Annotated in this window: 10 protein-coding genes; 4 read left to right on the forward strand and 6 right to left on the reverse strand. The window is 69.2% G+C overall.

Annotation, left to right across the window (positions count from 1 at the left end; genetic code table 11):
* The first annotated feature begins 86 nt into the window (after positions 1-86).
* Positions 87-1,478: a tripartite tricarboxylate transporter substrate-binding protein gene (locus tag E8A49_RS03990; RefSeq protein ID WP_293376616.1), complete on the forward strand. Its 1,392-nt coding sequence runs from the start codon at positions 87-89 to the stop codon at positions 1,476-1,478.
* Positions 1,479-1,509: 31 nt separating this feature from the next.
* Here the strand turns inward: E8A49_RS03990 and E8A49_RS03995 are convergent, their stop codons facing one another.
* Positions 1,510-2,280, reverse strand: coding sequence for a response regulator (locus E8A49_RS03995; protein WP_293376618.1), 771 nt, complete (start codon positions 2,278-2,280; stop codon positions 1,510-1,512).
* Positions 2,281-2,475: 195 nt separating this feature from the next.
* Between E8A49_RS03995 and E8A49_RS04000 the strand changes: the two genes are divergently transcribed.
* Positions 2,476-3,090: a DUF1353 domain-containing protein gene (locus tag E8A49_RS04000; RefSeq protein WP_293376620.1), complete on the forward strand. Its 615-nt coding sequence runs from the start codon at positions 2,476-2,478 to the stop codon at positions 3,088-3,090.
* Positions 3,091-3,123: 33 nt separating this feature from the next.
* Here E8A49_RS04000 and E8A49_RS04005 read toward each other — a convergent pair whose 3' ends face one another.
* From E8A49_RS04005 to E8A49_RS04020, 4 genes are all read right to left on the reverse strand, one after another.
* The gene (locus E8A49_RS04005) at positions 3,124-3,861 is read right to left on the reverse strand and encodes a copper homeostasis protein CutC (protein ID WP_293376622.1); all 738 of its coding nucleotides are present in this window, start codon (positions 3,859-3,861) and stop codon (positions 3,124-3,126) included.
* Positions 3,858-4,904 carry a N(4)-(beta-N-acetylglucosaminyl)-L-asparaginase gene (locus tag E8A49_RS04010; protein ID WP_293376624.1) on the reverse strand — a complete coding sequence of 349 codons (1,047 nt, stop codon included), beginning with the start codon at positions 4,902-4,904 and terminating at the stop codon, positions 3,858-3,860. Before E8A49_RS04010 ends, E8A49_RS04005 begins: the two co-directional genes overlap by 4 nt.
* Before the next feature lie 6 nt (positions 4,905-4,910).
* Positions 4,911-8,216 carry an amidohydrolase family protein gene (locus E8A49_RS04015; protein ID WP_293376626.1) on the reverse strand — a complete coding sequence of 1,102 codons (3,306 nt, stop codon included), beginning with the start codon at positions 8,214-8,216 and terminating at the stop codon, positions 4,911-4,913.
* Positions 8,217-8,315: 99 nt separating this feature from the next.
* Positions 8,316-9,941, reverse strand: coding sequence for an FMN-binding glutamate synthase family protein (locus E8A49_RS04020; RefSeq protein ID WP_293376628.1), 1,626 nt, complete (start codon positions 9,939-9,941; stop codon positions 8,316-8,318).
* A gap of 994 nt (positions 9,942-10,935) precedes the next feature.
* On the opposite strand from E8A49_RS04020, the gene wrbA reads away from it, so the two are divergent.
* On the forward strand, positions 10,936-11,553 hold the full coding sequence (gene wrbA / locus E8A49_RS04025; protein ID WP_293376630.1) for an NAD(P)H:quinone oxidoreductase: 618 nt from the start codon (positions 10,936-10,938) through the stop codon (positions 11,551-11,553).
* On the opposite strand, the gene E8A49_RS04030 is transcribed toward wrbA, so the two are convergent.
* Positions 11,550-13,262, reverse strand: coding sequence for a thiamine pyrophosphate-dependent enzyme (locus tag E8A49_RS04030; RefSeq protein WP_293376632.1), 1,713 nt, complete (start codon positions 13,260-13,262; stop codon positions 11,550-11,552). The genes wrbA and E8A49_RS04030 overlap by 4 nt on opposite strands.
* 332 nt (positions 13,263-13,594) lie before the next feature.
* Between E8A49_RS04030 and cyoA the strand changes: the two genes are divergently transcribed.
* On the forward strand, positions 13,595-14,494 hold the full coding sequence (gene cyoA, locus E8A49_RS04035; RefSeq protein ID WP_293376634.1) for a ubiquinol oxidase subunit II: 900 nt from the start codon (positions 13,595-13,597) through the stop codon (positions 14,492-14,494).
* Positions 14,495-14,501: the final 7 nt, after the last annotated feature.

Here is a 14,501-nt window from a genome sequence, read left to right on the forward strand (position 1 = left end):
GTTAGTCGTAACCCTAGGCCCCGCCTTCGGGGCTGAAGGATCTGGAGGTTGCGTTGATTTCGTTTCGGCGGCGCGGCTTCTGGCAGATGACCGCCGCCCTCCTCACTCTGATCGGGACGGCCTTTTACTGGCCGGTCGACGCGCAGGCCCACGAGCCAGGCCAGCCCCGCGACCAGATCGTCATCTTCGTGCCGGCTCAGCCGGGCGGCGCCTGGGACCAGACCGCGGCGGTGATGAAACAGGCCCTGGAGGCCGAGGGCCTGGCGCGGCAGGTGACGATCGTCTACCGGCCGGGCGCCGGCGGCCTGATCGGCCTGGCGCAGCTCATCGAGTCGGCGCGCGGCGATCCAGGGTATCTGCTCGTCGGCGGCTCGCCGATGATGGGCGCCGCCGTGGCCAACCGGTCGTCGGTCACCTTGCTCGACACGACGCCCATCGCCCGACTCGCCGGCGACTATGAGGCGATCGCCGTCCCGTCCAGGTCGCCGATCGGCAGCCCGGCGGAGCTGGTCCGCGCCATCCACGATCGGCCGAACGGCATCGCCTGGGTCGGCGGCGCGGTCGGAGGGCCCGAGGAATGGCTGGCGCGCCGCATCTCGGCGGCCGGCGGCGCCGATCCCCGGCTGATCTCCTACCAGGGCATGGCCGGGGCGAGCGACGTCGCCATCACCCTGGCCGGCGGCCCTCCGGACATGGTCGGGATCGCCGCACAGAGCGTGTTCGCGCCCCATGCCGCCGCCGGCGAGATCAGGATCCTGGCGATAGCCGCCCCGGGCGACGCCTTTCGTGGCGTCCCGACCCTGAGGTCGGCGGGGCTCGACCTTACCGGCCATCCTTGGTGGGGCGTCTTCGCGCCGCCCGGCATCCCGGCGTCGGAGGCCAAGCGTCTATCGGCGGCGATGTCGAAAATGGTCGCCAGCGGCGTCTGGCGACAGGGCCTGCGCGACCGCGGTTGGACGGACGAGTTCCTGACCGGCGACGCCTTCCACGCCTACCTGATGGACGAACAGCAGCGCGATCTTGCGCGGCAGAACGGCGCCCGCCTCGCCGCACCCGGCGGCATCGCCCGTCCGGCGCTGGTCTGGACCCTGGCGGCGGTCGGCCTGGGCCTGGCCAGCGCGCTGGCGGTCCTGTTCGGGTGGCGGCGCGTCCGCCGGAAGCGCCGCGAACGCGCGGTGCGCGAGGGCCTCGCCGGCATCGCAGCCCTCGCGCCCGCCGCCGGGCAGACAGGGACGCAATCGGCGCACGTGCTGGCGATCAACCGCGAGTTCGAAGGATGGGGGCTCTCGCCGGCGGAGCGCGACGTGGCGTGGCTTCTGATCAAGGGCCTGCCGATGAGCGAGATCGCCCGCGTCAGAGGCGCGAGCGAGCGCACCGTCCGCCAGCAGGCCCAGGCGGTCTACGCCAAGGCCGAGCTGGAGGGCCGCTCGGACCTGGCCGGCTACATCCTGGACCGCTGCCTTTCGCTTGCGGACTAGCTCCGTCCGACGGGCCCGCCGCCGCAGGCCGTCATTGCAACCGTTGGGGGCGTCCGTCCGTCGGAAGCCGGTCCGCCGCCTCGCGCAACGCCGCCTCATAGAGGCCGGCCTGGAACGTGAGGCGCACGAGGTCCGACAAGGTGGCGGCGCCCATCTTCGCCATGACCCCGGCGCGGTAGATCTCCACGGTGCGGGGGCTGATTCCCAGGTCACGGGCCATCGCCTTGTTGGTCAGGCCGTTCAGCACGCCGCGCAGCACCTGGCGCTCGCGCGGGGTCAGGCTTTCAAGGGCGTGGCGATGCGCCGGGCGGTCGTCCCGGCTGCGCGCCAGCCCGGCGGCGAGGGCGCTGCGCACAGCCTTCAGCAGGGTCTCGGGCTGCACCGGCTTTTCGATGAAGTCGCGGGCGCCGGCCTTCATCGCCTCCACCGCGGTCGCCACCGCGCCGTGCCCGGTGATGAGGATGGCGGCGAAGGGCAAGCGCCAACCCGTCACCCGCCGGATGAGCTCCAGCCCATCCATCCCCGGCATGTTGAGGTCGGTGAGCACGCAGCCGGGCGGCAGGTCGGCCGCTTCCTCGAAGAATTCCGCGCCGCTGGCGTAGCTGCGGACGTCAAGGCCTTCGGAGCGCAGCAGCCGCTCCAGCGAACGCCTCAGCGGCGCGTCGTCCTCGACCACATAGACCTGCGGGCCGCCTCGCCGGTATGAGCCCTGCCCGCAAGGCGCGTCCGCGCACTCATCCGCCGTCTCGGGCGGCGGCGGAGCCTCGCCGGCGCCCGGGTTCATCTGTCGTGTGCTTGCCATGCTCGGTAGATCGTCCGCGACACGGCGGGCGCCATCGGCCATCGGTACGATCGCGGCTCAAATCCATACGACGGATGACCGATCGCGCGCGTCCGTCCTTCGGCCCGGCGGGCCCATCGGCGCCCCTCGACAACCGGAGTCCGCGCCCTATCTATTCCGCGAAACGCCACCAATAGGTGCAACCGGGGGGTTCGCATGACACCGTTGAGAGCCGCCGCCGTGTGGCTGACCGTCGCCGTGGGCGCGGGCACGCCGGCCGCCGCCGCTACGTCGGTCGCCTTGCCGCTGGCTCCGGCCATCGACGCCCACAAGACGCCCGGCGAAGCTGAGAAGCGCTCGCCGTGCCTGCCCGAAACGTTCCCGGCCAAATCGCCCTTCGCCGGCAAGGTCGAGCTGGTCCCCCTGTTCGACGCGGGCAATCGGCCGGTGCTGCAGAACGGCCGCCAGCTGGAGGGCCTGCGGGATTCCGTCGCCTTCCGTACGCCCTCGGGCGACATCGTAGGCGCGCCGTCCGGCATGCCGACGGACCTCGCCTCGATCCCGCCGACCTTCTGGAGCTGGTTTCCGCCGGACGGCCCCTGGCTGGAGGCCGCCCTGTTCCACGACATGCTCTACAAGACCAAGGGCACGGGCCAGTGGCCGCCCGCCAAGCCGACTCGGCGCTGCCTGTCGCGCGACAAGCCCTATAGCCGCGAAGAAGCCGACCATGTGCTGGACGACGCCATGGCCGCCCTGCACGTACCGGCCTGGCGGCGCTGGGCGATCTTCACCGCCGTGCGTATCTTCGGCGGGACCGGCTGGGGAAGCTGAGGCGGCGAGCGGTCGCCGCGCAGGCGTGGCCCGTCAGCCGAGGCCTTCCAGCGCCTGCCGCATCGCCTCGACGACGGCCTGGCTGGTGTCCTGCAGGCCGGGCGTGACGAAGCCCAGCTCGGCGTCGAGACCGCCGCGCGGGGCCGGCAATGGAGCGCGGCAGGCGGCGTGGACTTCCTTCGCGCCGGTGCGGCGGACGAAGTCGGCGATGTTGCCCGGCTCCAGCCCCGCGCCCGGCATGACCACGATGCGCTCGCCCGCCCTTTGGATGAGCTCGGCGATCAGCTCGGCGCCTTCCGGCGCGCCGGGCCGGCCGCCCGAGGTCAGGACCCGTTGGAACCCCAGGCCGATCGCCGTCTCCAGCGCCTCGGCCTTGTCCGGGGTCACGTCGAACGCCCGGTGGAGCGACACGCCCAGGCCAAGGCCTTTGGCATGGGCGATCAGGTCGCCCAGCGTCCGCTCGTCCAGCCGGCCGTCGGGACGGCTCGCCCCCAGCACCACGCCGGCCAGCCCCGCCGCCCGGGCCGCGTCGACGTCGCGGCGCATGGCGTCGAGGTCGCGGGCGTCGAACACGAAGTCGCCGGCCCGCGAGCGGATCAGGGCGAAGGTCTCGCAGCCGCTGGCGCCGGCCTGGGCCATCAGACCCGGCGCGGGGGTCAGGCCCTCGCTGTCCAGGGCCGCGCAGAGTTCGATGCGGTCGGCGCCGCCGGCCACCGCGGCGGCCAGGCCGGCCGGGGTGTCGAGGCAGATCTCGAGACGAGGCCGGCTCACGAGAAGCTTTCGCTCTGCAGGATGCGGGTCTGGGATTGGGCGTCGCAGCAGGCGTAGCTGAACCCCTTCTGCACGGCCCAGGCGCCCACCTCGCCGGCCTTGTTGACGGCCAGGAAGCCCACTTGGAAGTCGGGATCGCGGGTCACGTTGCGGCGCAGGATGCGCTGTACCGCCTCGCGGCAGGCGTCGCGCGGCGAGCGGCCCTGGCGCATCAGCTCCACCACCAGGAAGCTGCCGACATTGCGGATCACCTCCTCGCCCACGCCGGTGGAGGTGGCCGCGCCCACCTCATTGTCCACATAGAGGCCGGCGCCGATGATCGGGCTGTCGCCGACGCGGCCGCGCATCTTCCAGGCCATGCCGCTGGTGGTGCAGGCGCCGGAGAGATCGGACCGCCGATCCAGCGCCAGCATGCCGAGCGTGTCGTGATTGTCCTTGCCGCCGGGCGTCCCGAGGTCCTGGCCGTAGGTGCGCACCTCGCTGTTGGCGACGGGCTTGTAGTGCTTCTCCTTGAGCCACGCCTGCCAGGCCTTGCGGGACTCCGGCGTCAGCAGCTCCTCGCGCGGGAAACCCTGCTCCAGGGCGAATTGCAGCGCGCCGCCGCCGACCAGCAGGACGTGGGGCGTCCTCTCCATCACCCGGCGCGCCACCGAGATCGGGTGGGCGATGTGCTCCAGGCCCGCGACCGCCCCGCAGTCGCCTTTCTGGTCCATGATGCTGGCGTCCAGGCTGACGTGGCCGTCGCGGTCAGGATAGCCGGCGCGGCCGACGCTATGGTTCTTCAGGTCCGCCTCGGGCACCCGCGCGCCGGCCTCCACCGCGTCCAGCGCCGCCCCGCCCTTGGACAGCACCGCCCAGGCCGCGGCGTTGGCCGCGACGCCAAAGTCCCAGGTGGAGACCACGCAAGGGGTTGAGAGCTTCACCGGCTGGGCGGTCTGCGCCTCGGCCCGGACGCCAGCCGCCAGGCCGGCGACGGCGGCTGCGCCGGCGCCGGCGGCGATCAGTTGGCGACGGTCGAAGGTGGGTGTCTGCGGGTTCGACATGACGCCTTAGTTCCCATCATCGTTGGCCATCGCCGCGACGCCGCCGGCATAGCCGCCGCCCTGGCCTTCCCACCAGTAGGGCTGGCGGACGCGCTTGCCGGTGACCGTCTCGTTCAGGGTCGCCGGGTCGTACAGCCGCCCGCCCAGCATCACGCCGTGCAGCTTGTCTGTGTTGCGGATGTCGACGGTCGGGTCGGCGTCCAACACCAAGAGGTCGGCGAGTTTGCCCACCTCCAAAGAGCCCACGTCCTTGGCGTAGCCCAGGGAGGTGGCCGGCATGATGGTCCCAGCCCGCAGCGCCTCGATCGGGCTCCAGCCGCCGCGCACGAAGGACCACATCTCCCAGTGCGGCCCGAGGCCTGCCTGTTGGCCGTGAGCGCCGATGGAGACCTGCACGCCCTTGTCCATCAGCTTCTTGGCTTCGCGGGCGCTGGCCGCGTCGACATAGTCCTCCTCCGGCGCCGCCTCGCGCCGGGCGTTGCGCGCGGCCAGCAGGGCCGGCGGGGCGTGCTTGGACAGCAGGGGATGCTTCCAGACATCCATGTGCGCGCGCCAATAGGGATCGCCCGCCGGGCCGCCATAGGTGACCACCAGGGTCGGCGTGTAGTTGGTCTTGGTCTGGCTCCAGAAGCTGACCACGTCGTCGTACATCCGCTCCACCGGGATATTGTGCTCCAGGGTGGAGTCGCCGTCCTGGACCAGGGTGACGTCCATGTTGAACAGCGAGCCGCCCTCCGGCACCACCTCCAGGCCTTCCTGCTGGGCGGCGGCGATCACCATCTGGCGCTGTTCGCGGCGGGGTTGGTTGTAGTTCTTGACGCTGTGGGCGCCCTCGGCCTTCAGGCGGCGGACATGGGCGAGCGCATCGTCGAACGAGTTGATCTCGGCGTACACGTCGGGCGCCTTGGCCCCATAGATGATCTCGCCGGTGGAGAAGGTCCGGGGGCTGAGGATCTTGCCCGCGCGCTGGTACTCGGAGGCGACGAAGATCTCCGCCGCCCGCGCCGAAGGATCGTGGATGGTGGTGGTGCCCATCGCCAGGTTGGCCATGGCCGACCAGTTCTGCTGCGGGATCAGGTCCTCTTCCGCCTGCGGGCCGTGGGCGTGGGCGTCGACCAGGCCGGGGATGATGGTCTTGCCGGCCACATCGATGACCTTGGCGCCCTCGGGGATCGATATCTGGGCGCGCGGTCCCACCGCGACGATGCGGTCGCCGCGGATGACGATGACGCCGTCGTCGATGATCCCGCCGTCCTTGCGGGCCATGGTGACGATCCGCGCGCCGGTCAGCGCCACCACGCCGGTGGGCTTGTCGGCGGCGACCTCCATGGAGAGCGACAGGCCTTCCTTCGGCGGCTTGAACGTCGCATCGGTCAGCGGCGCGCCCTCCGCCGGCGGCGGCGCCGAGGCGTAGAGGGCGTCGGTGTCGGCGGTGAACAGGGTCGGCCCCAGGCTCCAGTGGACCTGCTTGCCGCCCCGCGACCAGTTGATGAAGTCGCCACCCTCGCCGCTCACCCGGGTCACCGGCAGCGGCCCGCCCTTCTCGTCCACCGAGACGTCCTGCGTCCCTGGCAAGAGCGGCATGACAAAGGCTTCATAGTTCTGGCGGAAGGCGACGTTCTGCCCGTCGGGCGAAACCTCGAAGTCGTTGACCATCTCGCCGGTGGCGTGGACGTGCTTGGCCTGGCCGTTCAGGTCGGTGCTGACCAACTGCAGTTTGTCCTTCTCCTCCATCAGCATGAACACCCGGTCGTCCGAGGCGCCGAACTGCGGCTCGGCGGCGTCGCGAGCGATCCGCACCGGCGTCCCGCCGGCGCTCGCCACCCGATAGACCCCAGGGTCCTGCGCCCAGCGGCTGGAGGTGAGCGGCCCGGCCCGGCGGCGCTCGAAGACGATGGTCTTGCCGTCGGGCGAGAACTTCGGGAAGGCGTAGTGGCCGGGCTGGGCCATGACGTCCTTCGCCGCGCCGCCGGCGGCGGAGACCGTGCGGATGTGGCCGAGGCCCGCGTCGGTCCAGCCGACGAAGACCAGCTGCTTGCCGTCGCGCGACCAGGACGGGAAGAGCTCGAACTCCGCTTCGTCGCCGCTGACCAGCCGTTTCGCCGCACCGCCAGTGGCGGGCTTCACCCAGAGCTTGCCCAGGGTCTCGAAGACCACCTGCTTGCCGTCCGGCGAGACGCTGGCCCAGCGCGGCATCTTCGTCGTGAACCTGTCCGGCGCGACCTCGATCTGCGGATGGGTGGCGTCGATCACCACGCGGGTGTCGTCCACATGGAACGGGATCACGCTGGAAGTCGCGTCGGCGACGTTCACGCGGCGGATCTTGCCGCCGGCCCAGAACACCACACTGCCGCTGTCTGGGGTCCAGGCCATGTTCGGATAGACGCCGGTGACGGCCCAGGTCTCCTGCACGTCTTGGTCGAGGTCGTCGTAGATCTTGCGCTCCTCGCCGGAGACCAGGTCCTTCACATAGAGCTTGGAGCGGGCGCGCTCGCGCCGGACGAAGGCGATCTTCTTGCCGTCGGGCGACGGCGTCGGCCGCACCGAGCCGCCGACGCCGGAGGCGACCGTGCTCACCTCGCCGGTCTCCAGATCGTAGCGTTCGATGTGGAAGAGGTCGGTGTTGGAATCCTGGGCATATTCGAAGATCGGGCCGGGGGTTACGTTGCGGGTATAGAAGATGGACTTGCCATCCGGGGCATAGATCGGCTCGCCCAGCTCCTTCTGCAGCACCTCGCTGGCGCGCTTGACCAGGGGCACGCCGCCGCCGCCGGAGACGTGGTAGAGCCAGACCTCGCCGGTGCCGAGGGAACGGCCGGTGGTGAAGTGCTTCTTGGCGACGATGAAGCGGCCGTCCGGGCTCCAGCTCGGCTGGTTGAGGAGGCGGAAGTCCTCCTTGGTCACCGGACGTTTGTCGCTGCCGTCGACGTTCATCACCCAGATGTTGTCGCCGCCCCCGCGGTCGGAGACGAAGGCGATGCGCTTGCCGTCCGGTGAAAACCGCGGCTGCTGGTCATAGGCGAGGCCCTCGGCGATCCGCGTCGGCGTCCCGCCGGCGATCGGCATGACGTAGATGTCGCCCAGGAGGTCGAAGGCGATCAGCTTGCCGTCGCGGCTGACGTCGACGTTCATCCAGGTGCCGCTGTCCACCGCGATGCGGATTTCCCGTGTCGTCATCCCGGGCGGGGCGTTGACGTTCCACTTCGCAGGCTTGGCGTCGGCCGCCTTGGGCGTCGCGGGGGGCGTCTGCGCCCCGGCCTGCCCCGCCATCAACACCAGGGCGATCGCCGTCGCCGTCAGCCGGTAGTCCATGCCCACATCCCCTGAAACGAAGCGCGCAGCCTAGGGGGTGGCCACGGGCGATGTCGACCCAGCTTCAGCGCAACGCTCCGCGGACTTGCCAATGTGCCGTCACACAGAGCCGCCGGTGGCGGACGTCCCATCGAAACTGTCCGCCGAGGCGCGGGTCCAGTGCTGGCGATAGAAGCCGTCCTCACAGGCCCCGGTCACCAGCTCGTCCGGCTTGAGGAACAGGTGCAGGTCGGCGAACTGCCGGATCTCGGTTGCGCTGACCCGGCGCACCAGGTGGCGGGCGTCGAGCTGGTCGGGATGCTCTAAGCCGGCCGCCGCCAGCATGTCGGCCAGGGCGCGCAGGGTCTGGCGGTGGAAGTTGGCGACCCGCACCGACTTGTCCGGCGCCACCAGCGCCTTCTGACGCAACGGATCCTGGGTCGCCACGCCGGTCGGGCAGCGGTTGGTGTTGCAGCTCAGCGATTGCACGCAGCCCAGAGCGAACATGAAACCGCGCGCCGCGTTGGTCCAGTCGGCGCCGATGGCCAGCAGGCTGGCGATATCGAAGGCGCTGACCACCTTGCCGGCCGCGCCGACCTTGATGTCCCTGCGGACCCCGGCGCCCACCAGGGTGTTGTGGACGAACAGCAGGCCCTCGCGCATCGGCGCGCCGATGTGGTCGCTGAACTCGGTGGGGGCCGCGCCAGTGCCGCCTTCGCCGCCGTCCACGACGATGAAGTCGGGCCTGACGCCGGTCTCCAGCATCGCCTTTACGATGCCCATGAACTCCCAGGGATGGCCGATGCACAGCTTGAAGCCCACCGGCTTGCCGCCGGAAAGCTCGCGCAGCTGAGTGATGAAGCCCATCATCTCCCGGGGCGTCGAAAACGCCGAGTGCCGCGAGGGCGAGATGCAGTCCTGCCCCATCGGTACGCCGCGGGTCTCGGCGATCTCGTGGGTGACCTTGGCCGCCGGCAACACGCCGCCGTGGCCGGGCTTGGCGCCCTGGCTGAGCTTGATCTCGATCATCCGCACCTGATCGGTGCGCGCCTGGGCGGCGAACTTCCCGGGATCGAAGTGGCCGTCGTCCGTGCGGCAGCCGAAGTAGCCGCTGGCCACCTCCCAGACGATGTCGCCGCCGCCTTCGCGGTGATAGGGGCTGATGCTGCCCTCGCCGGTGTCGTGATAGAAGCCGCCGGCCTTCGCGCCGATGTTCAGAACTCGGATGGCGTTGGCGCTGAGCGCGCCGAAGCTCATCGCCGAGATATTGAACACCGAGGCCGAATAGGGCTGCGCGCACTGGCTGTTGCCGATGGTGATCCGAAAGCTCGCGGGGTCGGTCGCGAGCGCCGGGCGCATGGAATGGGCGATGAACTCGTAGCCGTCGCGGTAGACGTCCAGCAGGGTGCCGAACGGATGCTCGCCCGCCTCGCCCTTGGCGCGCTGATAGACCAGCGACCGCTGGCTGCGGGAGAACGGGGCGGCGTCCTCGTCGGCCTCGATCAGATACTGCCGGATCTCCGGCCGCACGAGTTCGGCGATCCAGCGGATATGGCCGATCACCGGATAGTTGCGCTGGATCGAATGGCCCCGCTGGATGAGGTCGCGGATCCCCAGCAGGCTGAGCGCCCCGCCCACGCCCGCCAGCCGCCAGGCCCAAGGCCCGCGGGTCCAGAAGGCCATGCCCGCCGCCAGGGTGGCCACGCACAGAACGAAGGTCAGGTACCGCACGAAACGCATGCGCATGAGCGACCTCTAGGGAATGTCGGGCCAAGCCACGCGCCTGCCGTTCGTCTCAGAGGCGGAGTAGCCGATCGGGCGTTTTGGACAACGCCCATTCTTCATCATCCCCCCGCGTGGATCATTCCCACTCAATGGTTAAATACGCCCATAAACCATTGATTAATTTGCAATATTTTTGCGAATATCCGGCTTTATCCGAGTGAGCCGCCGACGATTCCTAGGGCCCTTGAATTCACTCGCGAATTTTCGACGAAATTTTTTTCGCCCTTTCGCCATCTATCGGCGTCATTCAGGCGTCGAATTCATCGCGAATGCCGCCGCAACGCTCCCTGAACCTAGGGCGATTTGAGCCTTGGGCAAGGTCCACATACCGCCAGCCATCGATCTGAGCCGCAGACGGGTTGGAATTTGATGTCCCGACCCTTAGCGAGCCGGAAGCGCCAGAAGCGGTCGTGTGACATCACGCAAAGCCGCCCGCGCCGAGGCCATCGAGATATCCAAGAAGCGCCCTCGCTTCCCCGGCCCTCACTAGAGATTCTGCCGTGCGACCACCGAAAGCGGCGATCGGCTGCGCGCGATACCACGCAAGTGCATGATGCCTGTCACCGGCCCAAGCCACGACACGGCTGACGACCTCCAGCATCTCGGGATTGCGCCGCCGGGTCTTGGATCGATGTGTGAATCTGCGCGATGCCGTCATGGACCGCTCCAATGGAAATCTCGCTGACAAGTCCGCGTCCGCCCTCTCTATCAAGATAGCGAACTTGATCGCCGCGGTCCGGACGATCGACCTCACACTTCGTTGAGACAATGCACAGCGGTGAGAGACAAGCCACGGGTCCTGGATCGGCATCTCATGACGATGTGGTCCGGCGCCTCCCCAGCCTGGACCAGACGCAAGGCTCCCATCCCCGCCCGGAGCCTGCGAACTCAGGGGCGGCGGTCGCCTCACCCGGCGATCGCCGCCCCCATTCATTTTTGCCGGAGCGCAATCCCGATGACCAAGATTCTGGTGCTGTACTATTCCGCCTACGGGCATGTCGAACAGATGGCCGAGGCCGTCGCCCAAGGCGTCCGGGAGGCGGGCGGAGAGGCAATGGTTAAGCGGGTTCCCGAACTCGTGTCGCCCCGGGTCGCCCAGGCGGCACGTTACAAACTCGATCAGGCCGCGCCTCTCGCCACGGTCGATGAACTGGCGGACTACGATGGCGTCGTCATCGGAACCGGCACGCGGTTCGGACGAATGGGCTCGCAGATGGCCGCCTTCCTGGATCAGGCTGGCGGCCTCTGGGCCCGAGGCGCCTTGCACGGCAAGGTCGGCGGCGCCTTCACCTCGACCGCGACGCAACATGGCGGCCAGGAGACCACCCTCTTCTCGATCATCACCAACCTACTCCACTTCGGCATGGTCGTGGTCGGGATGGACTATGGTCACGCCGGACAGATGACGCTGGACGAGGTCACCGGGGGCAGCCCGTACGGGGCGACAACCATCGCCGGCGGCGACGGCGCCCGGCAGCCTTCGGAGAACGAACTGGCCGGCGCGCGCTATCAGGGTCGCCGGATCGCCAAGACAGCGGCAAAGTTACACCCCGAGAGCCGCGTGGGCACCTAGGGGAGGTTCTGCTCTGCCAGATCGACGAGATCGCGGCCGCGGCCGTGTAGGACCGCCTTGGTCATATAGAGCGCCATGCCGACAGCTGGCTCGGCCGCGACGAAAGGCGGCATCACCAGCTCCTGCGGATTGACCTTCACATTGAGCAACGCAGGCCCCGGATGGGCGAGCCAGGCGATGATGGCCGCCTCGAGATCTTCTGCCTTGTCGACAGTAGCGCCCCACAGCCCCGCGGCCTTGGCGACCGCCCCGAAGTCCGGGTTGATCAGGTCGGTGTAGGTATTCAGCATCCCCTCAGTCTTCTGCTCGATCTCGACGAAGCCCAGCTTGCCGTTGTCGAACACCGCGATCTTCACCGGCAGATCCTCCTGGATCGTCGTGAAGATGTCGGCGAAGCCCATCGCCAGTCCGCCGTCGCCGCAGAGGCAGACGACCTGCCGCCCCGGCGCGGCCGCCTGCAGGCCAAGGCCTGTGGCGAGGCCGCCGCCCATGCTGCCATGCAGGAGACTCCCGAAGGTGCGGCGTTTTCCGTTGGCCGGGATGTGGCGCAGCATCCAGACGGCCGGGGTGCCGTCATCGGCGCTGAAGAGGGCGTCGTCGTCGGCATGCTTGCCGATCAGCTGCCCGAGATACTTGCCTGGGATGCTGTCGTGGCGCCTCGGAGCGATGTGTGCTTCCCAGGCGTCGATCGCCTTGGTGTGGTGACGGATCGCGGCGTCATGGAATTCGGATGGCCCCCGGGGCGACAGCCGGGGTTTGAGTGCTTCCAAGGTCGCCTTGATGTCGCCGACGACCCCCAGCTCCACCGGATGGCGCATGCCCAGGTGCGTGGCCTCGAGGTCCACCTGCACGATCCTGGCGCGCCCCGGGTAGAATTGCCGCCAGGCGAAGTCGCAGCCGAGGAGCAGAAGAGTGTCGCACTCGAGCACGGCCTGGTAGCCGGCCTCGTTGCCCAGCATGCCCGTCATGCCGATGTTGTGGGGATTGTCCCACTCCAGGAAGTCCTTGCCGCGTGAGGTGTGAGCGATCGGCGCCTGCAGCAGATCCGCAATCGCCAGCACCTGGTCCCGCCCCGCCTGGCAGCCGGCGCCGCCGTAGATCGCGATCTTCTCGCCGGCGTTGAGGATTTCGGCCATCCGATCGAGCTCGTCGTCACTGGGACGGATCACCGGCTTGGGGAAATGCACCTTGAACGGCGTCTGATCCTTGGGATGCGCCATGGCGATGTCCACCGGCACGATCAGGACGGCGACGCCACGTTTGGCGATCGCCGTCTGGCAGGCCAGCACCGTCTTGCGGAGCGCTTGCTCGGGGCTGGTGATGACGTCGCAGAAGACGCTCAGGTCGTCATAGACGGCCTTGAAGTCGACCTCCTGGATGAAGTTGAAGCCGATCTCCGAGGTGACTACCTGGGTGGCGATCAGCAGGACCGGCACGCGATTTCGCGAGGCTTCGTACAGCCCGTTGATGAAGTGGAGGCTGCCCGGGCCGCAGGTGCCGGCGACCGCCGTTAGCTCGCCGGTGAGCCCCGCCTCGCCCTGCGCGGCAAAGGCGCCGGCTTCCTCGTGGCGCATGTGCATCCAGCGGATGCTGCTCTTGGCGATGTGCCCGGCGATGACGTTCAAGGTGTCGCCGACGATGCCGTAGCAGTGCTTCACCCCGGCCGCCTCCAGGGTGTTGACGATGATCTCGGCGACTTGCTTGCTCATGGCGGACCTTGCGGGAGAGGGCGGCGCCATCCCGGAGAATCCGGATCGCCGCGCTTGGAGGCGGGCAAAACCTAGCGCCGCGCGCGAAGGCCCCGGTATCCCCCGGATAGGGGGTTCGCCCTCATTCCGGCCGCCGCGGCCCTCTCCCCCAAGCGGGGGATTCAACCCGCCAAGCCCGGAGCCCACCCTCGCTTCGACATTCACCCCGACGCCCGCCCTGGGCGCCGGAGACGCGGATTTCCCGCGCCGCGCCGAAAGACGAGACGGCTATGGCCTTTCCATCGACCGCGCAGCAGGCCTGCAGCCCTAGCGGGCCGCCTTCGCCGAAGCGGATGTCACCTAGAGTACCCTTCCGTCTCAGCGGCGCGGCCGCGCTCCTGGCTCTGGGCGGCTGCCGCGAGGGGGTCCTGGCGCCGCGCGGGCCCGTGGGCTCGGCGGAGGTGCAGCTACTCTATGAGACGGCGGCGGCCATGCTCATCGTGGTCGTGCCGGTCCTGGCGTTGACCCTGATCTACGCTTGGTGGTTTCGCGCCTCGAACACCAGGGCGGTGCGCCGTCCCAACTGGGACTACTCCGGACGGATCGAGTTCAGCATCTGGGTGATCCCCATCCTGGTGATCCTGTTCCTGGGCACGCTGACCTGGACCGGCGCGCACGACCTTGATCCGTACCGGCCGCTCCGTTCCGCCCGTCGGCCGGTCACCGTCCAAGTGGTCTCGCTCGATTGGAAGTGGCTGTTCATCTACCCCGAACTAGGGATCGCCAGCGTCAACGAGCTGGCCCTGCCGTCTGGCACGCCGGTCAACTTCCAGCTGACTTCCGGCACGGTGATGAACTCCTTCTTCATCCCGCAACTGGGCGGCCAAATCTACACCATGGCCGGCATGCAGACCCGCCTGAGCCTGGCGGCGGACAAGCCCGGAACCTACGACGGCCTCTCCGCCCAGTTCAGCGGCGACGGCTTCTCCGACATGCACTTCAAGGTCCTGGCCAGCGATCAGGCGGGCTTCGACCGCTGGGTGGCGCAGGCGCGGCAAGCGCCGATGACCTTGGACACGACAGCCTACGCCGCCCTGGCCCTGGCGCGCGGGACGACCGCGGTCATCCACTACCGCAGCGTCGCCCCGGACCTGTTCAGGACCATCCTCGCCGAGGGCGCCGAACACCCCGCGCCGCAGCCGCCCGGCGCGACGCCGACGGTGCCTCCTCCCATGCCCATGTCCCCGATGTAAGGCGCAC

It is taken from the genome of Phenylobacterium sp. (assembly GCF_004799515.1).
In the GTDB taxonomy this organism is placed as follows: domain Bacteria; phylum Pseudomonadota; class Alphaproteobacteria; order Caulobacterales; family Caulobacteraceae; genus Phenylobacterium.